The 24042-nt window shown below is 68.3% G+C and carries 18 protein-coding genes; 9 read left to right on the top strand and 9 right to left on the bottom strand.

What is annotated here, in order from left to right; genetic code table 11:
• Positions 1-21: 21 nt before the first annotated feature.
• Positions 22-780, bottom strand: coding sequence for an ATP-binding cassette domain-containing protein (locus AB4Z01_RS02280; RefSeq protein ID WP_441690126.1), 759 nt, complete (start codon positions 778-780; stop codon positions 22-24).
• Positions 781-911: 131 nt separating this feature from the next.
• On the opposite strand from AB4Z01_RS02280, the gene AB4Z01_RS02275 reads away from it, so the two are divergent.
• The 3 genes from AB4Z01_RS02275 to AB4Z01_RS02265 all read left to right on the top strand — a co-directional run bounded on the left by AB4Z01_RS02275 (position 912) and on the right by AB4Z01_RS02265 (position 4329).
• On the top strand, positions 912-1823 hold the full coding sequence (locus AB4Z01_RS02275; RefSeq protein ID WP_441690123.1) for a GntR family transcriptional regulator: 912 nt from the start codon (positions 912-914) through the stop codon (positions 1821-1823).
• A gap of 168 nt (positions 1824-1991) precedes the next feature.
• Positions 1992-3038 (top strand): sugar phosphate isomerase/epimerase family protein, encoded by a 1047-nt coding sequence (locus tag AB4Z01_RS02270; RefSeq protein ID WP_441690120.1) that lies wholly within the window; start codon positions 1992-1994, stop codon positions 3036-3038.
• Positions 3039-3057: 19 nt separating this feature from the next.
• The gene (locus AB4Z01_RS02265) at positions 3058-4329 is read left to right on the top strand and encodes a Gfo/Idh/MocA family protein (protein ID WP_441690118.1); all 1272 of its coding nucleotides are present in this window, start codon (positions 3058-3060) and stop codon (positions 4327-4329) included.
• A gap of 68 nt (positions 4330-4397) precedes the next feature.
• On the opposite strand, the gene AB4Z01_RS02260 is transcribed toward AB4Z01_RS02265, so the two are convergent.
• Positions 4398-5282, bottom strand: coding sequence for a polysaccharide deacetylase family protein (locus AB4Z01_RS02260; RefSeq protein WP_441690115.1), 885 nt, complete (start codon positions 5280-5282; stop codon positions 4398-4400).
• Between the two features lie 106 nt (positions 5283-5388).
• Between AB4Z01_RS02260 and AB4Z01_RS02255 the strand changes: the two genes are divergently transcribed.
• Positions 5389-6279, top strand: a complete 891-nt coding sequence (locus tag AB4Z01_RS02255) for a LysR family transcriptional regulator (RefSeq protein ID WP_441690112.1) — start codon at positions 5389-5391, stop codon at positions 6277-6279.
• A gap of 8 nt (positions 6280-6287) precedes the next feature.
• Here the strand turns inward: AB4Z01_RS02255 and AB4Z01_RS02250 are convergent, their stop codons facing one another.
• Both AB4Z01_RS02250 and AB4Z01_RS02245 read right to left on the bottom strand, forming a co-directional pair.
• The gene (locus AB4Z01_RS02250; RefSeq protein ID WP_441690110.1) at positions 6288-7715 is read right to left on the bottom strand and encodes a PAS domain S-box protein; all 1428 of its coding nucleotides are present in this window, start codon (positions 7713-7715) and stop codon (positions 6288-6290) included.
• Between the two features lie 199 nt (positions 7716-7914).
• Positions 7915-8997 (bottom strand): transporter substrate-binding domain-containing protein, encoded by a 1083-nt coding sequence (locus AB4Z01_RS02245; RefSeq protein ID WP_441690107.1) that lies wholly within the window; start codon positions 8995-8997, stop codon positions 7915-7917.
• 226 nt (positions 8998-9223) lie between these two features.
• Between AB4Z01_RS02245 and AB4Z01_RS02240 the strand changes: the two genes are divergently transcribed.
• The gene (locus AB4Z01_RS02240; RefSeq protein ID WP_441690104.1) at positions 9224-11008 is read left to right on the top strand and encodes an adenylate/guanylate cyclase domain-containing protein; all 1785 of its coding nucleotides are present in this window, start codon (positions 9224-9226) and stop codon (positions 11006-11008) included.
• 183 nt (positions 11009-11191) lie between these two features.
• Positions 11192-12289: a lactonase family protein gene (locus AB4Z01_RS02235; protein ID WP_441690101.1), complete on the top strand. Its 1098-nt coding sequence runs from the start codon at positions 11192-11194 to the stop codon at positions 12287-12289.
• 117 nt (positions 12290-12406) lie between these two features.
• On the opposite strand, the gene AB4Z01_RS02230 is transcribed toward AB4Z01_RS02235, so the two are convergent.
• From AB4Z01_RS02230 to AB4Z01_RS02220, 3 genes are all read right to left on the bottom strand, one after another.
• Complete coding sequence (locus tag AB4Z01_RS02230; RefSeq protein WP_441690098.1) at positions 12407-13237, bottom strand: phosphotransferase; 831 nt, start codon at positions 13235-13237, stop codon at positions 12407-12409.
• A 158-nt stretch (positions 13238-13395) separates the two neighbouring features.
• Positions 13396-13533, bottom strand: a complete 138-nt coding sequence (locus AB4Z01_RS02225; RefSeq protein ID WP_441690095.1) for a hypothetical protein — start codon at positions 13531-13533, stop codon at positions 13396-13398.
• 72 nt (positions 13534-13605) lie between these two features.
• Positions 13606-14499 carry a LysR family transcriptional regulator gene (locus AB4Z01_RS02220; protein WP_441690092.1) on the bottom strand — a complete coding sequence of 298 codons (894 nt, stop codon included), beginning with the start codon at positions 14497-14499 and terminating at the stop codon, positions 13606-13608.
• Positions 14500-14619: 120 nt separating this feature from the next.
• On the opposite strand from AB4Z01_RS02220, the gene AB4Z01_RS02215 reads away from it, so the two are divergent.
• The 3 genes from AB4Z01_RS02215 to AB4Z01_RS02205 are packed head-to-tail and all read left to right on the top strand — an operon-like array spanning position 14620 to position 17375.
• Complete coding sequence (locus tag AB4Z01_RS02215; protein ID WP_441690090.1) at positions 14620-15000, top strand: DUF2255 family protein; 381 nt, start codon at positions 14620-14622, stop codon at positions 14998-15000.
• 35 nt (positions 15001-15035) lie between these two features.
• Complete coding sequence (locus AB4Z01_RS02210; protein ID WP_441690087.1) at positions 15036-16019, top strand: aldo/keto reductase; 984 nt, start codon at positions 15036-15038, stop codon at positions 16017-16019.
• A 15-nt stretch (positions 16020-16034) separates the two neighbouring features.
• Positions 16035-17375: a multidrug effflux MFS transporter gene (locus AB4Z01_RS02205; protein ID WP_441690084.1), complete on the top strand. Its 1341-nt coding sequence runs from the start codon at positions 16035-16037 to the stop codon at positions 17373-17375.
• 22 nt (positions 17376-17397) lie between these two features.
• On the opposite strand, the gene AB4Z01_RS02200 is transcribed toward AB4Z01_RS02205, so the two are convergent.
• Entirely contained in the window at positions 17398-20670 is a 3273-nt protein-coding gene (locus tag AB4Z01_RS02200; RefSeq protein ID WP_441690081.1) for an efflux RND transporter permease subunit, read from the bottom strand.
• Positions 20667-23780, bottom strand: a complete 3114-nt coding sequence (locus AB4Z01_RS02195; protein WP_441690079.1) for an MdtB/MuxB family multidrug efflux RND transporter permease subunit — start codon at positions 23778-23780, stop codon at positions 20667-20669. Before AB4Z01_RS02195 ends, AB4Z01_RS02200 begins: the two co-directional genes overlap by 4 nt.
• Positions 23781-24042: the final 262 nt, after the last annotated feature.

Raw genomic sequence — 24042 nt, 5'->3', positions numbered from 1 at the left:
CCTCCCCGTGTCGTGCAGCGCTCAGGCTGCCTTCTTTGAATCGCTGTAGCCGGTCATGTATTTGATCAGGGTCTCCTGATCCGTCTCCGCCGCCGGCGTGACGTGGACCACCCGGCCGCGGAACATCACGGCGATGCGGTCCGCAACCTTCAGGATCTCGACCAGGTTGTGGCCGATATAAATGACGCCGACGCCATGGGCGGCGAGGTCGCGGGTGTGATGGATCACGCGCTCGCGCTCCATGACCGCGAGCGCCGCGGTCGGCTCGTCGAGCAGCACCACCTTGGCCTTCCAATAGATCGCCCGTGCAATCGCGACGGCCTGCCGCTGCCCGCCCGAAAGCCGCGCCACGGTGCGGGCCTCGGCCGGAATCTCGCTGCGGATCCGCTTCAGCAATTCCACGGTCTCGCGCCGGATCGTCCGCTCGTCCACCACAGGCAGGAACCCGAACAGCCGTCGCATCGGCTCGCGGCCGAGGAAGATGTTGGCGCCGATCGAGAGGTCGTCGGCGAGCGCCAGGTCCTGATAAACGGTCTCGACGCCTCGCTGCCGCGCCTCACGCGGCGAGGACAGGTCGAGCGGCGTGCCGGCCAGCAGCATCCGGCCGGCATCGGGCCGGTAGACCCCCGAGATATGCTTGATCAAGGTCGACTTGCCGGCGCCGTTATCGCCGACCACGGCCAGGACTTCCCCGGCATCGAGATGCAGGTCGACGCCGCGCAGCACCTCGACAGGCCCGAAGCTCTTGCGCAGCCCGGCGACTTCGAGGATCGGGCTCACGCGCTCACCGGCACCAGCCGAAATCTCACGCCGACCATATTTTTTCTCCCTGATCTACGCTTATTTGTTCCTTATACAGAAAAACCAATCGCCCTTGTGGTCAAACTGTTTTTTATGGATTAAAAGACAAATTGCACGACCCGGAGACCATTGGCATGAAGACCGATACGGTATTCAAGCGCACCTTCAATGACGCCCTGGACCTGCTCGCGGCGCTGGAAGACGGCGACTCGCTGCCGTCGGAAACCGTCCTCAGCGCACAGCTCGGAGTCAGCCGCACGACGGTGCGCAAGGTGCTCTCGATGCTGGCCGAGCAAGGGACCGTGGCCGGAACCGGGCGTCACCGGACCGTCCGCTCGGACGGTGGAGCGATGCAGCGGTTTCCGGCGGCGGAAACCGTGCCGATGGCCGATCAGATCGAGAAGCGCTTCATGGAATGGATGCTGCGCGGCGATGCCCGCGCGGGGACGGCGATCAACGAGCTCGACCTGGCCCGCCAGTTCGGCGTCGCCACCACCGGGATCCGCGAGTTCCTCAACCGTTTCCAGCGCTTCGGGCTGATCGAGAAGCGACCGAACGCCGGCTGGGTGTTCCAGGGCTTCACGCCGAGCTTCGCGCTCGACCTGTTCGAGATCCGCGAGATGTTCGAGCTGCGGTCGGCGATGACGTTCGCGGCACTGCCGCAAAGCTCACCGCATTGGCGAAAGATCGACGCCTTGCGGGAGGAACATGTCGCCCTGCTGCAAGAGATCGAGCTCCGCTACCACGACTTCTCCGACCTCGACAGCCGGTTCCACCGGCTTGTCAACACGGCCACCCCCAACCGGTTCATCGACGGCTTCTATGACATCATCACCTTGATCTTCCACTACCACTATCAGTGGAACAAGCATGACGAACGGCAGCGCAACGAGGTCGCGATCCGCGAGCACCTCGCCTATATCGAGGCGCTGTTCAGCCGCGACACCTCCAGGATCGAGCACGCCTGCCGCGCCCATCTGGCTTCGGCCAAGGAAACCCTGATCCGCTCGACCGCAGGATGACGGGTGCCGGTGAACCCGGCCCTTTCCGTATGACGAGAAGGGCGCCAAGATCCGCGAGTGGACCTCGTCCATCGCGCTGACGACGACCTGCTGCGAAGATTGCGGCGCTGACCGGGCAAACCGGCAGTCAATGAGAAGCCTGCACGACTTCAGACCCGGGAGGATTCGATGACCAACAATTTTCCGAAGCTGCATAACGCCGCCTGGCCGGGGATCGTCGGCAAGGGCGGCGATTCCGAGCCGATCATTCCGCTCGACACGCTGCTGCGGTTGACCGCCGACGCCGAGGTCGACGGCGTCAGGTTCGACGGCATCGATCTGTTCATCACCGATCCGCATGTCTCGATCGACAGCGACACGGATGCGGTCAAGCGGATGGCCGACCATATCGCCGGCTACGGGCTGAAGGTGGGCTCCTTCGTCGCGCCGATCTGGGGCGGTGCCGGCGGCGGATCGGCCATGGGCTCGGCCGACGACCGCAAGCGCTTCGTCACCCAGGTCAGGAAGGCCTGCGCCATCGGACGGCAGATGCGCGAGCTCGGCATCCGTCCGACCGGCGGCATCCGGATCGACTCCTCCACCGGCGTCGAGGCCTGGGACCGGGATCCGGAGGCCAACACCCGGCTGATCGCGCAGACCTTCCGGGAGGCCGCCGACATCGCCGCGGACCATGGCGAGTTCCTCGTCGCCGAGGGCGAGATCTGCTGGGGCGGCATGCATTCCTGGCGCGAGATGGTGAAGCTGCTCGAGCTGGTCGATCGCCCGGGCGTGGTCGGCTACCAGGCCGACATGGCGCATTCGATGCTCTACACGCTCGGCTACAATGCCGAGCAGGACCGCATCCTGCCCAAGGATTTCGACTGGTCCGATCAGGCGACGCTCGATGCCGCCTACCGGAAAGTCGCCGACGCGCTCCGGCCCTGGACCATGGATTTCCACGTCGCGCAGAATGACGGCACCGTCTTCGGCTCCGGCGACCATGAGAAGACCGGCCGCCACTGCCAGGTCACGGACCCGAACGGCAGGCTGGATATCACCAAGCATGCCGGGTATTGGCTGCGCGACGGCGACGGCACCCTGACCAGGCGGATGCGCCATATCTGCTGGGACGGCTGCATGTTCCCGAACGCGGTGATGGAGGACCAGAAGACCTGGAATGCCGTGCTCGGCGCCATGGTCAAGGTGCGCGACGCCCATGGCTGGCGCGAAGACTGAAGACGGGGGGAGAACAATAATGGCCAAGACACTTAATGTCGGCATGGTCGGCTACGGCTTTATGGCCCGAGCCCATTCCAATGCCTGGGCTAACGTCTCGCATTTCTTCGACACCGGCTACCGGCCGGTCCTGAAGGCCGTTGCGGCCCGCAACGGCGAGAAGGCCAAGGCCTTCGCGCAAATGTGGGGCTATGAGGGGGTCGAGAGCGACTGGCGCAGGCTGGTCGAGCGCAAGGATATCGACGTGATCGATATCTGCACGCCGAACGACAGCCATGCCGAGATCGCGATCGCGGCGGCCAAGGCCGGCAAGATGGTGACCTGCGAGAAGCCGCTGGCCCGCAGCGCCGCCGAAGGCCTGCCGATGGTGCAGGCGGTCGAGACGGCCGGCGTGCCGAACATGGTCTGGTACAATTATCGGCGAGTGCCGGCGGTGAGCCTGATCAAGCAGATGGTCGACCAGGGCCTGCTCGGCAGGATCTATCACTACCGCGCGAAATTCCTGCAGGACTGGACCATCTCGCCCGACGTGCCGCAAGGCGGCGCCGGGACCTGGCGGCTGGATGTCGACGCGGCCGGTTCGGGCGTGACCGGCGACCTGCTGGCGCATTGCATCGACACGGCGATCTGGATCAACGGCTCGATCAGCAACCTGACCGCCATGACGGAAACCTTCGTCAAGCAGCGCAAGCACGCGCTGACCGGCAAGGTGCAGCAGGTCGGCATCGACGATGCCGCGGCGGTGCTGACCCATTTCTCGAACGGCTCGCTCGGCACCTTCGAATCCACCCGCTACGCGCGCGGCCACAAGGCGGCCTATACGCTGGAGATCAACGGCGAGAAGGGCTCCTTCGCCTGGGACCTGCACGACCTCAACCGCCTCGCCTGGTTCGATCACCGCTCGCCCGGCGCGCTCCGCGGCTGGACCTCCATCCTGGTCACGGATGGCGAGCACCCCTATCTCGGCAAATGGTGGGTGCCGGGGCTGACCATCGGCTATGAGCATTCCTTCGTGCACCAGGTCGCCGATTTCCTGCAGGGCCTTGCCGACGGCAAGCCGGCCGCGCCGACCTTCCGCGACGCGCTGGAGACGACCGTCGTCTGCGACGCGATCATCGCTTCGGGCAGGACAGGCCAATGGGTCGATGTCGAGGCGCCCGGGCCGGCCAAGGCGCGGAAGGCCAAGATGACAAAGCCCGCCGCTGCCTCCAAGGCCGGCCCCTCCAAGGCACCGGGCAATAAGCCCGAGGCAGCAGCCAAGCCGAGCGTGAAGGGAAAGAAAGCCGGATGAAGACCGCGACTGAAGAGAGCCCTTGATCTTCATCCCGGAGATTCCGGCCCAGCTTTCGGCTCAAGTATTCAGCGCTCCTGAGTATTCGTCCGGTACCAGTCGGCGATCTCACTGCCGGTGGCGAGCCAGACCTCGTCATGCGCGGCGATATGGGCCAGCGCCTTGGCGAAATGCCGGGACCGGTGCGGGTGGCCGATCAGGAACGGGTGCAGGGCGATGCCCATCACCCGGCCGGTCTTCGCCCCATCCTCGTACAGCACGTCGAACTGGTCGCGGATCGTCTGCGCGAACTGCTCGCCGGTCTGGCCCTGGAAGAGGAAGGCGTTGAAGTCGTTGATCTCGATCGAATAGGGCAGCGACAGCATCGAACCGCTCTTCACCCGCATCGGATAGGGCTGCTCGTCATTGACCCAGTTGGCGACGTAGTCGACGCCGGCCTCGGCCAGAAGGTCGAGCGTGCGGTGCGATTCCGTCAGCGCCGGACTGAGCCAGCCGCGCGGCCGCCGGCCGGTCGCCTGCTCGATGGTCTCGACCACGCGGCGGATGATCTGCCGCTCCTCCGCCTCCGGCTGGGCGTGGATCAGGGTGGAATTGGTCTCGCCATGGCCCATCCATTCCCAGCCCAGCCCCTGCCCGGCCTCGATGATGCGGGGATAGTGCCGGACGGCGTCGGAGTTGAGCGCGACCGTGCCCCTGACGCCGTGCTTCTGCATCACCTCCATCAGCCGCCAGATGCCGACCCGCGCGCCATAGTCGCGCCAGGAATAGTTCAGCACGTCCGGGACCAAACCATTGGTGTGCGGGTTGATCGCGCTGGACGGCCGGTCGAACAGGAAATGCTCGATGTTCGGGTTGACCCAGACCGCCACCCGGGCGCCGTTCGGCCAGCGCAAGGGCGGCCGGTCGACGATGGCGGAATACGGGAACCGGTCGTGATGCTGGGGTGCGTCCATGTCTGCCTCCTGCGGTCAGTGACTGCCGAGAAGGTGAGGCCGGGACGCATTCCGGAGAACTGGGCTATAGTTCCGGACACTTGGGATCTCAATGTCCGGAATGAGCATGCGGCACACCGACAGCCTGGGCGCGCTCGACGCCTTCGTCCGCGCCGCCGAGGCGCGCAGCTTCACCGCGGCGGGGCGGCAGCTCGGCGTGTCCTCCTCCGCCATCGGCAAGGCGGTGGCGCGGCTGGAGGAGCGGCTGGGCGTGCGGCTGCTGCACCGTTCGACCCGCTCGGTGACGCTCACGCCGGAGGGAGCGCTGTTCCTGGAGCGCTGCCGGCGGATTTTCAGCGAGATCGAGACCGCCGAGACCGAGCTGGCGCAGACCCAAGGCGCGCCGCGCGGCCGGCTGCGGGTCAGCCTGCCGCTGGCCGGCATGCTGATGATGCCGACGCTGGGCGCCTTCATGCAGGCCTATCCCGAGATCGAGCTGGACCTCGACTTCACCGACCGGCTGGTCGATGTCATAGACGAGGGCTTCGATGCGGTGATCCGCGCCGGCGAGGTCAGCGATTCCCGGCTGATGAGCCGATTCCTCGGCGTGTTCCGGCTGCAGCTGGTGGCCGCGCCCGCCTATCTCGATCGGCGGGGCGTCCCGCAAGCGCCGGAGGATCTGGCCGGCCATGCCTGCCTGCAGCACCGCTTCGCCACCAGCGGCAAGTTCGAGCCCTGGCCGTTGCGCGGCGGGGACAAGGAAATCACGCTCCCGAGCACGGCTGTGGCGAATACGATCGAGCCGCTGATCGCGCTGGCCGAGCAGGGGCTGGGCATCGCCTGCCTGCCCGACTTCGCGATCGGCCGACAGGTCGAGGACGGCCGTCTGGCGGTGGTGCTGGCCGACCACACCGAGCATGAGGGCGTGTTCCGGCTGCTGTGGCCGTCCAGCCGCTACCCCTCGCCCAAGCTGCGGGTGTTCGTCGACTTCCTGGCGCGCAATCTGTTCCCAGCCTAGCCTGCCTGCTACGGTTCGGAACCGTTGAGTTGCGCGGTCGGCACGGTCATCGTGATCACCAGCCCGTCGGGCCGCCATTCCCGCGACAGGGTTCCACGCAGCTGGCTCTTCACGGTCCCGTCGGACAGCCAGGTGCCGAAGCCCTTGGAGCCAGGCGCACCTGACATGGGCGGCCCGCCATGTTCCGTCCAGGACAGGCTGAGTTCGTCCCCTTTGACAGCGGTCACGATCTCGACCCCGCCATCGGACCCCGAGAGTGCCCCGTACTTCGCCGCATTCGTCGCGAGCTCGTGGAAGATGAGCGCCAGGCCGGTCACGGCGTGCCCCGCCACGGGCACGTCAGGCCCTGCAATCGAGACACGTTCGTCGACCGAAGCCTCGAAGGGCGCGACGATCGTACGGATCAGGCTGTGCAGCGTCGTCGGCTTGGCGACCCCCTGCTGCTGAAGGTCGGCAAGGGTCAGTTCGTGGCCGCGGGAGAGCGCCGCGAGTCGATCCTGGACGGAGCGGACCAGCTCTTCGATCGAATTGCTGGATCGACCGCTCAGGGTGACGATGGCGCTCGACAGCGCAAAGAGGTTCTTCACCCGATGGCTCATCTCCCGGAGCAGCAGCACCTGACGCTCCCGCGCGCGCTTCTGCTCGGTGATGTCGCGGACGATCGTCGACGCGCCGATGATTCGGCCTTCGGCGCTCTTCAAGGGCGAAACCGAATAGGACACCTCGACCAGGCTGCCGTCCTTCCGGCGTCTCACCGTCTCGAATTGATCGATCCGCTCTCCGGCCCGGATACGGGCGAGGATCTCCGGTTCCTCGTCATGCCGCTCGAGCGGGATCAGCATGGTGACGGGCCGCCCGACCACCTCTTCCGCCGAGTATCCGAACAGCCGCGTGGCGGCGGCGTTCCAGCTGGTGATGGCGCCGGTGAGGTCTTTCGCCAGAATGGCGTCCTCGGATGATTCGACGATGGCGGCAAGCCGTAGCGCCGCTTGCTCGGCCTCGTACCTCTCGGTGACGTCGATCAGAAGATTGACCGCGCCGGTCAGCTCGCCGGCGGCGTTGAACAGCGGCGTCGGATATGGAACGAAATGCGCCCTGCTGCCGTCGGGACGCTCCGCGACGGCATGCATGCCGAGGGCGGGCTGCCTGTTCCGAAGCGAAAGAGCCAACGGCGCTTGGTCATGCGGCAGGGATGTCCCGTCGGGCCGGAACAGCCGCAGCGCACCGTTGTACCGCGCTTTCCCGATCTCCGGACGGTAGCCCCAGAGCCTCGCCGCAGCCTCGTTGTAGAAGGTGATCCAGCCGGCCGCATCGGTCATGTACACGCCGACGGGCAGCTCTCGCAGCAGCCCCTGCCACTGCAGCTCCGTGGCCAGACGCCCCAACCGGAACCGAAGTGACCGTTCAGGCTCCGATGGTGTCGCGGATCCGGTCATCCTGGTCGATCCTGTTCGAAACTTCCCGCCGTTGGCCTGACCGACCCCAACCCAGCGGACCGCATCGCCCAAGCGTACGGCGCAAGGCCGACCGAAGCAAAAGATATGACGCAATTAACATTTGATGTTGCTACCGCGGGCGGATCCGGCCCGTTCTTATTCGAAGTTTTTTCCCGGCCCCATTTCCCGCCGCCCCCCGCTACGACTTGCCGAACCAGCGCTCGCGCAGTTCCTCGTAGCTGCCGTCCTGCCGCATCGACAGCAGGGCGGAGTCGACGTCGCGGCGCAGGTCGCTGTCGTTGCGGAAGACGAAGCCGTAATCCTCAGGCTGGAACACCGTCCCGACCAGGCCGGCGCGCCCCAGCCCTTCATGCGCGGCGATGTACTGCAGCACCGGCGCGTCATAGACTACCGCGTCGACTTGGTCGTCCAACAGGGCCTGGTACGCGTCCTCCGCATTGGCGAAGGCCAGGGACTGGATGCCGGCGGCACCGAGATAGCGGGCCGAGGTGGTGCCGGCGACGGTGCCGACCGCCTTGCCCGGCAGGTCGCCGGGGCCGTTGATCTCCTGCCGGATCTGCTGGACCGTCAGGCTGGCCGTCAGCGTCGCCGTGTAGAAGGCGACGAAGACCACGCCGGTGAACATCCACAGCACCGCGACGCCGCGGGAGATCCAGTGGCGCGGCATCGCATCCGCCTGGGTGGCCAGGGTGCCGAGGCCCCAGAAGAAGGCTTGGAAGATCCCGGGGAAATAGCGCTTGGTGCCGATGATGCCGTCCGGCTGGCTGCGTTCGACGAACCAGACGATATGCGCCGGGATGATCGTCAGCAGCCCGGCGATGCCGAGCCAGACCAGCACCGCGGGCGACAGCAGCAGGTGCAGCAGGCTGCCGAAGGCGGTGGCCTCGCGCCCCGGCCGCTGGCTGCGCGTCAGGATGCCGAGACCGGCATTCAGGATCGGCTGCGAGAAGTCGTAATCGGTGATGCGCTCGGCGGTGATCGAGATCGCGCCGACGCCGACATCGGCCGCCCGGCCCGACACCGCGGCGAGCTGGGCCTGGACGCTGGGCACCACCGTGAACGCGGTGGTCCAGTGGCGGCGGCTGGCGATCGCGTTCCACAGATCGACGCTGAAGCCGCTCAACTGGCCGTTGGTCTCCTCGACCATCGGCGGAATCACGCGCACGGCCACGGGCACCACCCGCTGCGGCTCCTGCGCCGAGGCCGGCAGGGCCAAAGCCACCGCCGCCATGATCGTCAACACCCACAGCCTTGCCGACACCGCATTCGCTCCCGGGGACGCAGAGGCTGCATCCTGGCGGCGGTGCCGGCCCCGGGCCCAATGCCTTCGCGTCATGGTGCCAGATCGCGGGCACATGGTGGCGCTGGACAGCGCCCCGAGCCCGCGCTCGACGACACGCGCAATGATCGAATTTGAGGCGTATACTGCATAACGATTTATGGCAGCGTCGGCTTGCTGCCGCTGAGGGAGGAATGACCTCGGGGCCATGAACGACCATCGCAAGCTGGCGGCGATCCTGGCCGCCGACGTGGTCGGGTTCAGCCGGCTCGCCGGCGCGGACGAAGACCGCACCTTGGCGCGGCTGCGCGCCTTGCGCAGCGACCTGATCGACCCGACCATCGCCGTGCATCAGGGCCGCGTGGTGAAGCGCACCGGCGACGGGTCGCTGGTCGAGTTCCGCAGCGTCGTCGACGCCGTGCGCTGCGCGATCGAGGTGCAGCGCGCCATGGTCGAGCGCAATGCCGGCGTGCCGGAGGACCGGCGGATCGTGTTCCGGATCGGCATCCATCTCGGCGACGTCGTCGAGGAGAGCGACGGCGACCTGATGGGCGACGGGGTGAACATCGCCTCGCGGCTGCAGAGCGTCGCGGCGCCGGGCACCATCTGCCTGTCCGAGGACGCCTATCGCCAGGTCAAGACCAGGCTCGACCTTTCGGTCAGCGATCTCGGCAGCACCCAGCTGAAGAACATCACCGACCCGATGCGGATCTACTCGCTGCAGGTCGCCGCCGCCGCGGGTGCCGATCCCGCGCCGCAACCCAGGCCGGCCGCGCCCGCCGTCGCGGCGGCGCCGTCGGGGAAGCCGTCGATCGCGGTGCTGCCCTTCACCAACATGTCGGGCGATCCGGAGCAGGAATACTTCGTCGACGGCATGGTCGAGGACATCATCACCGCCCTGTCGCGCTTCAACCAGCTGGCGGTGATCGCGCGCAATTCGACCTTCATCTACAAGGGCCGGGCGGTCGATGTGCGCCAGGTGGCGCGCGAGCTGGGCGTGCGCTACGTGCTCGAAGGCGGCGTCCGCAAATCCGGCAACCGGCTGCGCATCACCGGCCAGCTGGTCGACGCGGCGACCGGCGCCCATCTGTGGGCGGAGCGGTTCGACGGCGACCTGCAGGATGTGTTCGACCTGCAGGACAAGATCACCGCCAGCGTCGTCGGCGCGATCGAACCGACGGTGCTGAAGGCGGAGATCGAGCGCGCGCGCCGCAAGCCGGCCGAGAATCTCGACGCCTATGATCTCTATCTGCAGGCGCTGCCGCATGTGTACGCCATGCGCCCGGACGAGAACCTGCTGGGCTATGGCCTGCTGACCCGGGCGGTCGAGCTCGAGCCGAGCTTCGCCCCGGCGCTGGCCCATGCCGCATGGTGCCTGGAGCAGCGGCTGTCGCGGGCGTGGCCGGCCGCCGGCGCCGACGATCTGGGAACCGCCGTCGCGCTGGCCCGCCGGGCCGCTGCAGCCGGCAGCGACGATCCCTTGTCGATGGCCCTCGCCGGCTTCGTCCTCGTCATGGCGGGGCGGGACTATGGCCCTGGCCTCGACGGCGTGCGTCGCGCGGTCGAGCGGAACCCGGGTTCGGGGCAGGTCAACTTCCTCGCCGGCACCGCACTGACCTGCGGCGGCGATCCCGAGGCCGGCCTGGTGCTGGCCGAGCGGGCCATGGCGCTGGGGCCGCTGGATCCCAGCTATTTCATATTCCTGACGGTGGCCGGGCTGGCCCATCTGTTCAGCGGCCGCCCGGCCAAGGCCCTGGAGCTCGCCCAACGGTCGGCCGCGCTCAACCCCGGCTGGGACTCGGCCTACTGGGCCCTGATCCCCGCCTGTGTCCAGCTCGACCGGCTGCCGGAGGCGCAGGCGGCGCTCGGCAGGTTCCTGCCCCTGGCGCCCGGAATGACCGTCTCGGCGCTGCGGGAATGCCTGCCGCTGCGGGACGCTACGTCCCGCAACATGGTTCTCGACGGGTTCCGGACAGCCGGCCTGCCGGAGTGATCCCGGCCCTACCCCGGCCCGGATCGATGCGCGGACGGCATCGATCGATACCCGTTTCGGCTTGGACGGCGCGGCTGCGGCCATAGACCCTGCCGAGGGGGGAATAGAGGCACCGAGGTGCCCGTCGCCTCTCAGGGAGGGATCATGCACAGTGCGTTGAAGCTGCTCGCAGGAGTCTTCGTCATGGCGTCATCGCTCACGGCCTTCGGCGCGGCGCCGGCGGCCGCGAAGTCCTTCGTCTACGTCTCCAATGCGGATGACGGAAACATCGACGGCTATGCCCTGGACCCGGCGACCGGCGCGCTGACGCCGCTCGGCAAGACCCAGGCCGGGCCGAAGGTGATGCCGATGACGCTCAGCCCGGACAAGCGGCATCTCTATGCCGTGCTGCGGTCGGAGCCCTTCACCGTGCTGACCTATGCCATCGATCCCGCCAGCGGCGCGCTGTGGCAGGAGGCGAGCGCGCCGCTGCCCGACAGCATGGCCTATGTGTCGACCGATGCCGCCGGCCGCTTCCTGTTCACCGCCTCCTATGGCGGCGACAAGGTCGCGGTCAGCCCGATCGATGCGGATGGGCTGGTCAAGGCGGAGGCGGGCCAGGTGATCCCGACCGGCAAGAACGCTCATGCGATCCGCGCCGACCGGACCAACCGCTTCGTCTATGCGACCAATCTCGGCAGCGACCAGATCGTCCAGTTCCGCTTCGACGCCGCGACCGGCAAGCTGACGCCGAACGATCCGCCGGTGGTGAAGACGGCGGCCGGCGACGGCCCGCGCCATCCGCTCCTGTCGCCGGACGACAAGCAGCTCTACGTGCTGTGCGAGCTGTCCGGCAACGTCCTCCGCTTCGCGGTCGACCCGGACAAGGGAAGGCTGACCCTGCTCGACAGCACCGGTACCGTGCCGACGGAGGCCGGCCTGGTGCCCGGGACGCCGCCCGGGGTCCCGGCCGGCGACAAGCCGAAGATTTGGGCCGCGGACCTCCAGGCCACGCCCGACGGCCGCTTCCTCTACGCCACCGAGCGGACGACCAGCCGGATCGCGCTGCTCTCCGTCGACCCCGCCACCGGCGAGCTCGCCTATGTCGGCAACTACGCCACCGAGACCCAGCCGCGCGGCATCCGGATCGATGCGAGCGGCACCTGGCTCGTCGCGTCGGGCGAGAAATCGGACCGGCTGTCGGTCTACCGGATCGACAAGGCGAGCGGCAGCCTGACGCCGGTGGGCCGGTATCCGGTGGGCCGCGACGCGAACTGGGTCGAGATCGTCGATTTGCCATAGCGCCGGCCCCGGACCTGGCGCCCGCGGAAGCAGGCGAGCGGACGAAGGGGCCACGCTTCAAAAGGGCAACGCGGCTGACTTCACTCCAGAGTCCCAGGACTGGTGATGCCTGTTAGCCTACGGACCAGCTACTCGCCGCATCACGACTTCGAGCGTTGGCCACGGCGGACCCCTGCGTATGGTCCTGAGGAGTTCGCGGCCCGCTCCTCGCCCGTTCGGGAACTGGTCGCCTGCATCCCACCGCCACGCCGCGACCATCGCAAGAACGAGGGCCCGGCACTCGCCGAGCAGATCTTGATCGGCGTCCGGATAGTGCTCGACGACCTCTTCGGGCACATGGGCGAGGTCGAATTCGACCGGTCCGCGGCAACATGTCTCGAGATCGATGAACAGCAGCCCGTTCTTCGTGCTGAGCACGTTGCCGGGGTGCGGCTCGCCGTGCAGCAGCTGCTCCGCGGCGCTGCGGTCGACGATCGTTCGTCTCAGGCTCCCTAGCGTGCTGCCGAGAAGCTCACGGTCCGCGTCGGCGAGCGCCGGAGTCTGGTCGCGGCTCGCCACGAGTTGCTGAGCTTCCGCGACCCGATCCGTGAAGTGCGGCGTGGCGACATCGAGCTTGCGCATGCCGGCATGCAGCCGCGCAAGCGCCTTCGCGTAGTCGGCCGGCGCCACCCCGCGAGCCGTCACAGGCGCGTAGTAGGTCCACAGCGTCACCACGAAGCCGTCACGCTCGTAGGCGCGCGGCGCCGCGCGAGGCTCGAGCGCAGCCACCGGGCTCCCGGTCTCGGCGAGCCATTGGGCAAGCTCGATTCCGAACTGCGCCACCTGCCGCGCCAGAGGCGCCACCCGGGCAAGGACGTCACAAGGCAGCAGGCGCACGGCGAGCTTGTTCGAATTCTGCAGAACGACCGTGTCGTTGACCGTCAGGCCAAGCGCTGAGGCGATCGACATGGCCGCGGCCACCGCCCGCGAAACCTCAGCTACCTGCAAGGGAAGGCTCCGTCTGCACCTGCTCAGGTGCGGGTTACTACGGGACCAAGCGTTTCCTGTCACTCGCCGCGTTGCCAGACGGCAAGGTCGGCTTTGGGTCGAATGCGGTCCGTTGCCCCCTACTGCACCGCGCTCAGCGCCGGGCCGGCGAGACACTGGAGAGCGCGCGCCCAGCGCTGGCGCGGCCACAGGCGGAAGCGATCGAGCGCCAGGTACAGCACTCGGATGGTGTACGGCGTCAGCACCTGGCTGACCATGAGGCTGCCGACGATGGCGACGCCGAGCGGCTGGCCCAGCCCGCTGCCGAAAGCCGACCACGGCCCTCGGCGTCAGCCGCGATGGCGCAGGGCGTCCACCAGCAGGGCGAAGGCGGCGGAGGGTTGGCGGCGGCTCGGGTAGTACAGGTGGTACCCGGACCAGGGCGGGCACCAATCCTCGAGCACGCGCTGCAGGCGGCCCCTGGCGAGGTGGGGCCGCGCCAGATCCTCCGGCACATGGGCCAGGCCGAAGCCGGCCAGCGCGGCGTCGAGGATTTGGAAGATGCCGTTGAAGACGAGCTGGCCGTCCACCCGCACCCTCACCTCGCGGCGATCGCGCTCGAACTCCCAGGCGTAGAGGCCGCCATGGGTCGGCAGGCGCAGATTGATGCAGCTGTGCCCGACCAGGTCCTGCGGCGTCCGGGGCGGCGGCCGCTTGGCGAAGTAGGATTTCGCACCGACGACGGCGAAGCCGAGATCGGGCCCGATGCGCACCGCGATCATGTCCTGGGCCACCTGCTCGCCCCAGCGCACGCCGGCGTCGTAGCGCTCCGCGACGATGTCGGTCAGCCCGTAATCGATGACCAGCTCGACCTTGATGTCGGGGTATCGGGGCAGGAATTTTTCCAGCTTCGGCCAGAGAATCGACCGGATCGCATGGTCGCCGGCGGTGATCCGGATGGTGCCGGCCGGCTTGTCCCGCAGCTCGCTGACCGCAGCGAGCCCAGCCTCGATCTCCTCCAGCCGCGGGGCCACGGTGTGCAACAGGCGCTCCCCCGCCTCGGTCAGCCCGACGCTGCGCGTGGTGCGGGTCAGGAGCCGGATGCCGAGCCGGGTCTCGAGCTGACGGATGGTCTGGCTCAGCGCCGATTGCGAGACGCCCAGCTTCGCCGCCGCCTTGGTGAAGCTCCGCTCCCGCGCGACGGCGACGAGGGCCACGAGATCGTCCAGGCTGCCGCGCTGCATTCAGTGGCCTTGCTTATAGGTTATTACGGATTATAGCGCCTAGTCGCAGACGAGCGATGCCTTAGATTTGGGGTCGAAGCGGCAACCGTCGCGACGGTGGAGACTGGAGAAGGTCCGACGATGACATGGCCGAAGGACGAGCTGCACAGGATCGCGACGGCCGACGATCTGCACATCGCGCCGTTCCGCGAGGATGGAACCACCTATGGCACCCCGACCTGGATCTGGTCCGTCGCGGTCGGGGAAGACCTGTATGTGCGCGCCTATAACGGGCCGGCCTCCCGCTGGTACAAGGCGGCGCTGCGGCAGAAGGCCGGACGGATCATTGCCGCCGGCATCACGAAAGAGGTCATCGTCGAGCCCGTCGACGGGCCGATCAACGACCGCATCGACGACGCCTACCGGGCGAAGTACCGCAGCAGCCCATATCTCGGCCCGATGATCGGCGCCCGGGCCCGCTCCGCGACGGTCAGGGTCACGCCGCGCGAAACGCAAGGCTGACGATCGACGCCCGGCTCAACTCACCGGAGAACGACATGCAGACGCGCAGACTTGGACAAGCCGGCCTCGAGGTCTCGGCGCTGGGGCTGGGCTGCATGGGCTATGGCCCGATCGCGGACAGGCAGGCGCTGGTCGCCCTGATCCGGGCCGCCGTCGAGCGCGGCGTCACCTTCTTCGACACCGCCGAATCCTATGGTCCGTTCACCAATGAGGAGATCGTCGGCGAAGCTTTGGCACCGGTCCGGGACCGGGTGGTGATCGCCACCAAGTTCGGCCACGACATCGACCTGGAAACCGGCAGGCGCCTCGGCGGCCAGAACAGCCGCCCCAACCACATCAAGGCCGCGGTCGAAGGCATGCTGCGGCGGCTCCGGACCGATCGCATCGACCTGCTGTACCAGCACCGGGTCGATCCCGAGGTGCCGATGGAGGACGTCGCCGGGGCGGTGAAGGATTTGATCCAGCAGGGCAAGGCCAGGCATTTCGGCCTGTCCGAAGCCGGCGTGCAGTCGATCCGCCGGGCACATGCCGTCCAGCCCGTCACGGCGCTGCAGAGCGAATACTCGCTATGGACGCGGGAGCCGGAGGCCGATGTGATCCCGGTGCTCGAGGAGCTCGGGATCGGCCTGGTGCCCTACAGCCCGCTGGGCAAAGGGTTCCTGACCGGCAGGATCGACGACGCCACGACCTTCGACAGCGCGGATCTGCGCAGCCGCATCCCGCGGTTCGAGCCGGAGGCCCGCCAGGCGAACCAGGCCCTGGTCGAGCTGCTCCGCTCGGTCGCCGACCGCAAGGGCGCGACGCCGGCGCAGGTCGCGCTCGCCTGGCTGCTGGCCCAAAAACCCTGGATCGTTCCGATCCCGGGCACCCGGAAGCTGGATCGGCTGACGGAGAATCTCGGCGCGGTCTCCGTGGTGCTGACGACCGACGATCTGCGCGAAATCGAGGAGGCCGCCTCCAGGATCGAGGTCCAGGGAGCCCGGTATCCCGAGGACATCCTGAAGCTGTCCGGCCGCTGAGGCGGCAGGCAGATCATGAAGCAGATCGTCGACGGCAGTATCGCGGGCACCGGTGCGAGCTCCGGCCCCATCGTCTCGGTGGATGCGCCGCCGATCGCTGTTGTCCGGGGCGGCGGGATGCAGGGGGAAACGAAGTCCGGGAAGATCGAGTTCCGGTTCCTGCTCATCCTGAGCACGCTGCTGGCTTTCGCATCGATCTCGACCGACCTGTACCTGCCGGCCATGCCGGCCATGAGCGTCGCGCTGGGTGCGAGCCAGAACACGCTCCAGCTCACCGTATCGGGCTATCTGATCGGCTTCAGCATCGGGCAGCTGTTCTGGGGACCGATCGGCGATCGCTTTGGCCGACGCATCCCTATCGCCGTCGGCCTGCTGTTCTTTGTCTCCGGTTCCGCGGGATGTGCCCTGTCGACCGACGTCTGGCAGCTCATCGGCTGCCGCGTCGTTCAGGCGTTGGGGGCCTGCGCCGCCGTCGCGCTCGGCCGTGCCATGGTGCGCGATCTCTATGATCGCGATCAGGCCGCCGGGGTGCTGTCCACGCTGATGACCGTCATGGCCATCGCACCGCTTCTGGGCCCGAGCGTGGGCGGGCTGATCCTCAGGGTGGCTCCGTGGCCGGCGATCTTCTGGGCCCTGGTCCTGATCGGTCTGGTCACGCTCGCCGGCCTTTTCACCGTTCCGGAGACGCTTCGCCCCGAGAGACGCAACACGGAGCGGCTGTCGAGCGCGTTCATCGCCTACGGACAGTTGATCGGCAACCGCAGGCTGCTCGGCTATGCCGGCGCCATCGGCTTCTTCTACAGCGGCGTCTTCGCAGGCATCTCCAGCTCTTCCTTCGCCTATATCGACTATCATCACCTCTCGCCGCAGCTTTACGGACTGGTGTTCGCGGTCGGGACGATCGGATTGATGACCGCCAATCTCGTCAACTCGCGGCTGGTGGCACGGCTCGGCAGCGATCGGATGTTGCTGATGGGAACGATCGGCGCAACGCTGAGCGGCGTGACCTTGGCGGCGGTGACCGCGACCGATCTGGGCGGGGTCTTTGGCCTCGCAGCAGCGCTGTGGCTGTTTACCGCCATGAACGGCTTCATCAGCGCCAACGCGGTCGCCGGCGCCATGGCCAGCTTCCCGATGCGCGCCGGCGCGGTCTCGGCCCTGATCGGCGCGATCCAGTACGGCAGCGGGGTGATCGGCTCGGCCGCAGCCGGTGCCTTCGCCGACGGCACGCCCTGGCCGATGGGCTGCGTCATCGCGCTGTCCGGAACCGGCAGCCTGATCAGCCTGGCGCTGGCGGGGGGCCGGCGCGGGCCGGCCGGATCCCCTGCGGCCCATGACAGTTCGTTTGGCCGTTGATGGCATCCGCAACGCCCCGCCCCTACTCCGCCGCCCCCGGTGCCGGACCGGCGAGGCGTGGAAAGGCGCGGGCCCATCGTTCCCGCGCCCAGTGCCGGAAGCGGTCGAGCACCAGGTACAAGACCGGGGTGGTGTAGAGCGTCAGCACCTGGCTGACCACGAGGCCGCCGACGATGGCGATGCCCAGCGGCTGGCGCAACTCGYTGCCGCTGCCGAAGCCGACCGCCAGCGGCACCGCCCCGAAGATCGCCGCCATCGTCGTCATCAGGATCGGCCGGAAGCGCAGCAGGCTGGCCTCGAGGATCGCCTCGCGCGGGGCCAGGCCGCGGCTGCGCTCGGCCTCCAGCGCGAAGTCGATCATCATGATCGCGTTCTTCTTGACGATGCCGATCAGCAGGATGACGCCGATCATCGCGATCAGGCTGAACTCGGTGTCGAACAGCATCAGCGCCAGCACCGCCCCGACCCCGGCCGAAGGCAGGGTCGACAGGATGGTGATCGGGTGGATCGTGCTCTCGTACAGGATCCCGAGCACGATGTAGACCGCGGCCAGCGCCGCCAGGATCAGGATCGGCTCGTTGCCGAGCGAGCTCTGGAACACCTGGGCGGTGCCCTGGAAGCTGCCATGGATGGTGGCCGGCATGTGCAGCGCCACCATCGCCTGCTGCACCGCCGCCGCGGCGTCGCTGAGCGACTTGCCCGGCGCCAGGTTGAACGAGATCGTCGTCGCCGCGAACAGGCCCTGGTGGTTGACCGAGAGCGGCGTGTTGCCCGGGCCGACATGGCTGATCGCCGACAGCGGCACCATGGTCTCCTGCGCCGTGCTGACCGCGGCGCCGCTGGAGGTGCCCTTGCGGCCGGCATTGGCCAGCGCGTTGGTGGCGGCGTTGGCGGCGGACTGCGCGGCCTGGCTGGCGGCGCCGGTGCCGATGGTGCGCGCCGCCGCATTGGTGTTCGCGCTGCCGCTGGCGCTGCCGCCCGAAGTGCTGATGTAGAGGTCCTTCAGCGTCTCCGGGCTCTGCCAGTATTGCGGCGCCACCTCCATTACCACGTGATACTGGTTGATGGCGCTGTAGATGGTCGAGACCTGGCGCTGGCCGAAGGCGTCGTAGAGGGTGTTGTCGATCTGCTGCGGCGTGATACCGAGCCGCGAGGCGGTATCGCGGTCGATGACGATGTCGGTCTCCAGCCCCTTCTGCTGCTGGTCGGAGTTGACGTCGGCCAGCACCGGGCTGGCCTGCAGCGCCTGCAGCAGCTTCGGCCCCCAATCCTGCAGCTCCTGCGAGGAGTCCGACTGCAGCGTGTACTGGTAGGCGGCATTGCTCTGCCGGCCGCCGGCGCGGATGTCCTGGGCCGAGACCAGGAACAGCCGGCCGCCCGGCACCACAGCCAGCTTGTCGCGCAGCCGGGCGATCACCTCGTCGTCGCCCACGCCGCGCTGGGACAGCGGCTTCAGCGTGACGAAGACCTGGCCGGTGTTGGTCTGCGACCGGCCGCCGCCCCCGCCGCCGGTGAAGCCGACGACGCTGTCGACCGCGGGATCGGCGCGGACGATGTCCATCAGCTGCGCCAGCTTCTGCTGCATCAGCTGGAACGAGATGCTCTGGTCCGCGACGATGCCGCCGACCAGCCGGCCGGTGCTCTGCTCCGGGAAGAAGCCCTTCGGGATGACCGCGAACAGCGCGATGTTCAGGCAGACCACGCCGAACAGCACCAGGACCACGAAGCCGCTGTGGCGAAGGGCCCAGCCCAAGCTCCGCTCATAGACCCGCATCACCCGGGCCAGCGGGCCGGGCCCGCTTTCGGGCCGGCGCGGCCGGCGGCGCAGCAGCAGGGCGCACAGCATCGGCGTGGTGGTCAGCGAGATCGCCATCGACACGCCGATGGCGATCGACAGGGTCAGGGCGAATTCGCGGAAGATCCGGCCGACCAGCCCGCCCATCAGCAGGATCGGAATGAACACCGCCACCAGCGAGATGCTGATCGACAGCACGGTGAAGCCGACCTCCCGCGCGCCGCGCAGAGCCGCCTGGCGCCGCGGCATGCCGGCCTCGACATGGCGGGAGATGTTCTCCAGCACCACGATGGCGTCGTCGACGACGAAGCCGGCGGCGATGGTCAGCGCCATCAGCGACAGGTTGTCGAGGCTGTAGCCGACCAGGTACATCGCGCCGAAGGTGCCGATGATCGAGACCGGCACCGCCACCGCCGGGATGATCGCGGCGCGCGGGTCGCGCAGGAAGGCGAACACCACCAGCATCACCAGCAGGACCGAGATCAGCAGCGTCAGCTGGGTGTCGTTGAGCGACGCGCGGATGGTGCCGGTGCGGTCGGCGGCCGGGGTGATCTCGATGTCCCGGGGCATCGCCGCGCGCAGATGCGGCAGCTCGGCGTTCACCCGGTCGACCGTGTCGATGATGTTGGCCCCGGGCTCGCGGAACAGCAGCACCAGCACCGCCGGCTTGCCGTCGGCCAGGCCGGCATTGCGCAGATCCTCGACCGAATCCTGCACGTCGGCGATGTCGGACAGCCGCACCGTGGCGCCGTTGCGGGCGGCGATCACCAGCGGCTTGTAGTCCTCGGCCCGGCTGGCCTGGTCGTTGCTGTAGATCTGGAAATGCCGGCCAGCCTCCTCGATCGATCCCTTCGGGCTGTTGGCGTTGGCCGCGGCCAACGCGGCGCGGACATCTTCCAGCCCGATGCCGTATTGCGCCAGCGCCTGCGGGTTCAGCTCGACCCTGACCGCCGGCAGGGCGGCGCCGCCCAGCGTCACCTGGCCGATGCCCTCGATCTGCGACAGCCGCTGCTCCAGCACGTTGCTCGCGGCGTCGTAGATCTGGCCGCGGGTCAGCGTCTCCGAGGTCAGCGCCAGGATCAGCACCGGCGCGTCGGACGGGTTGACCTTGCGGTAGGTCGGGTTGCTGCGCAGGGCGGCCGGCAGGTCGGCCCGGGCGGCGTTGATCGCCGCCTGCACGTCCCGCGCGGCGCCGTCGATGTCGCGGTTCAGGCCGAATTGCAGGGTGATGCTGGCCTGGCCGACCGAACTGCGCGAGGTCATCTGGGTGACGTCGGCGATGGCGCCGAGATGCCGCTCCAGCGGGCTGGCCACCGTGGCCGCCACCGTCTCGGGGCTGGCCCCGGGCAGCGAGGCCGAGACCGAGATGGTCGGGAAGTCGACCTGCGGCAGCGGCGACACCGGCAGCTTGCTGTAAGCGAAGAGGCCGGCCACGACGAGGCCGAGGGTCAGCAGAGTCGTCGCCACCGGCCGGGCGATGAAGGGGGCGGAGAGGTTCACGCCCCCTCCTCCGTGCTGAACCGCGAGCGTAGGCGGCGGCCGGTCATGCGCTCGGCCAACCGGTCGAAGGCCAGGTAGATCACCGGGGTGGTGAACAGGGTCAGCAGCTGGCTGACCACGAGGCCGCCGACGATGGCGACGCCGAGGGGCCGGCGCAATTCGGAGCCCATGCCGGTGCCGAGCATCAACGGCAGGGCGCCCAGCAGCGCCGCCATGGTGGTCATCAGGATCGGCCGGAAGCGCAGCAGGCAGGCCTGGAAGATGGCCTCGCGCGGCGGCTTGCCCTCCTCGCGCTCCGCCTGCAGCGCGAAGTCGATCATCATGATCGCGTTCTTCTTGACGATGCCGATCAGCAGGATGATGCCGATAATTCCAATGACATCGAGCCCGTCGCCCGCCGCCATCAGCGCCAGCAGCGCGCCGACGCCGGCCGACGGCAGGGTGGACAGGATCGTGACCGGGTGGATGAAGCTCTCGTAGAGCACGCCCAACACGATGTACATGGTCGCGATCGCGGCCAGGATCAGCAGCGCCTCGTTGGCCAGCGAGGATTGGAAGGCCGCGGCCGAGCCCTGGAAGGCGGTGACGAAGCTGTCGGGCAGGCCGACCTCGGTCTCGGCCTGCTGGATCGCGTCGACCGCGGCGCCGAGCGACGATCCCGGGGCCAGGTTGAACGAGATCAGCGTCGCCGGGAACTGGCCGAGATGGGTGATCTGCAGCGGCCCGGCCCGCTGCTCGACCTTGACGATGGCGGAGAGCGGCACCTGCCCGGCCGAGGACAGCGAGGACGGCAGGTACAGCGCCTTCAGCCCGTCCAGCGACTGCTGCAGCGACGGGTCGGCCTCCAGGATCACGCGGTACTGGTTGGCCTGGGTGTAGATGGTCGAGACGATGCGCTGGCCGAAGGCATCGTACAGCGCGTTGTCGACCGTGGCCGGGGTGATGCCGAAGCGGGCGGCGGTGGCGCGGTCGATCACCAGGTCGACCGCCAGCCCCTGCTGCAGGTAGTCGCTGGCGACGTCGGCAATCTCCGGCACCTGCTGCAGCCGCTGCATTAGCTTCGGCACCCAGTCCTTGAACTGGTCGAGATCGGCGTTCTGCAGCACGAACTGGTATTGGGTGCGGCTGACGGTGGAATCGATCGTCAGGTCCTGCACCGGCTGCAGGTAAAGGGTGATGCCGGCCACGCCGGCGACCTCGCCGCGCAGCCGGTCGATCACCGCGCCGGCGCTGGCCGTGCGCTGGCCCAGCGGCTTGAGGCTGATCAGGAAGCGGCCGCTGTTCAGCGTGGTGTTGGTGCCGTCGACGCCGATGAAGGAGCTGAGGCCGGCGACGTCCGGATCCTTCAGGATGGCCTCGGCCAGGGCCGACTGGTGCTTCGCCATCTCGGCATAGGAGATGGTCTGCGCCGCCTCGGAGATGCCCTGGATCATCCCGGTATCCTGCTCCGGGAAGAAGCCTTTCGGGATGACGACGTAGAGCGCGACGGTCAGGCCCAGCGTCGCCGCCGCGACCAGCAGCGTCAGCGGCTGATGGTCGAGCACCCAGCCCAGCGCCCGCCCGTACCGGCCGACGATCCAGTCGAAGGCGCGCTCGGCGCCGCGGTCGAAGCGGCTGCGCTCGGCCTCCGGCCGGTGGCGCAGCAGCCGGGCGCACAGCATCGGCACCAGGGTCAGCGACACCACGGCCGAGATCACGATGGTGACGGCCAGGGTGATCGCGAACTCATGGAACAGCCGGCCCACCACCTCGCCCATGAACAGCAGCGGGATCAGGACGGCGATCAGCGACACGGTCAGCGAGATGATGGTGAAGCCGATCTGCTCGGCGCCCTTCAGCGCCGCCTGCAGCGGCGGCTCCCCCGCCTCGACGAAGCGGGCGATGTTCTCGATCATGACGATGGCGTCGTCGACCACGAAGCCGGTGGCGATGGTCAGCGCCATCAGCGACAGGTTGTCGAGGCTGAAGCCCAGCAGGTACATCGCCGCCAGGGTGCCGACCAAGGACAGCGGCACCGACAGGCTGGGGATGATGGTGGCCGCCGCGGTGCGCAGGAACAGGAAGATCACCAGCACCACCAGCGCCACCGACAGCATCAGCTCGAAGCCGACATCGGCGACCGAGGCGCGGATGGTGACGGTGCGGTCGCTGAGCACCGCGACCTCCGCCGCGGCCGGCAGGCTGGTCTCGAGCTGCGGCAGGATCGCCTTGATGCCGTCCACCACCGCGATCACGTTGGCGCCGGGCTGGCGCTGGATGTTGACGATGATCGCCGGCGTCATGTCCGCCCAGGCGGCGAGCTTGCCGTTCTCCGGCCCGCTGACCACGGTGGCGACGTCGGACAAGCGGATCGGCGCGCCGTTGCGGTAGGCCACGACCACGTCGTTGTAGTCCTGGGCCTGGGTGATCTGGTCGTTGGCGTTGATCGTCGACGACCGCATCGGCCCGTCGAAATTGCCCTTCGGCGTGTTGACGTTGACGTTGCCGAGCGTGGTGCGCACGTCGTCGATGGCGAGGCCGTAGGCGGCCAGCGCCTGCGGGTTCACCTGGATGCGCACCGCCGGCCTGGYGCCGCCGCTGAGGCTGACCAGCCCGACGCCGGGCTGCTGCGAGATCTTCTGCGCCAGGCGGGTGTCGACCAGGTTCTGCAGGTCGGTCAGCGGGATGGTCTTCGAGGTGACGGCCAGCGACAGGATCGGCGCGTCGGCCGGATTGACCTTGGCGTAGATCGGCGGCGCCGGCAGGTCGCCCGGCAGCAGGTTGCCGGCGGCGTTGATCGCGGCCTGCACCTCCTGCTCGGCCACGTCGAGGCTGAGGTCGAGGTTGAACTGCAGGGTGACGACCGAGGCGCCGGCCGAGCTGGCCGAGGTCATCTGGTTCAGCCCCGGCATCTGGCCGAACTGCTTCTCCAGCGGTGCGGTGACTGAGGAGGTCATCACCTCCGGGCTGGCCCCAGGATAGAAGGTCTGCACCTGGATGGTCGGGTAGTCGACCTCCGGCAGGGCCGACAGCGGCAGGAAGCGGTAGGCCACGGCGCCGACCAGCAGGATCGCCGCCATTAAGAGCGAGGTGCCGACCGGCCGCAGGATGAACGGACGCGACGGATTCATGGCCGGCCTCCGGCGGGGAGATCGGCACTGCGTGTTTCATCCTCCCCCTCCCCTTGCGGGAGGGGGCAGGGGGAGGGGTTTGGTGCCGCAAGAACCGATGTCCTAGGACTGGCGCAACCCGACAGCGATCCTGAGCGATCTCGCTTCGGTTCTCTTGGATCGACACCCCCTCCCCCTACCCCCTCCCGCGAGGGGAGGGGGAGAGTAGAAAGTGTGAGTCGGCCCAAACTATCGGTCGCGTTCTTCGACCGGTGGCCCTCTC

The sequence above is a fragment of the Inquilinus sp. YAF38 genome, assembly GCF_052113205.1.
Lineage (GTDB): Bacteria > Pseudomonadota > Alphaproteobacteria > DSM-16000 > Inquilinaceae > Inquilinus.
This window is presented reverse-complemented; position numbering and strand designations above follow the sequence as displayed.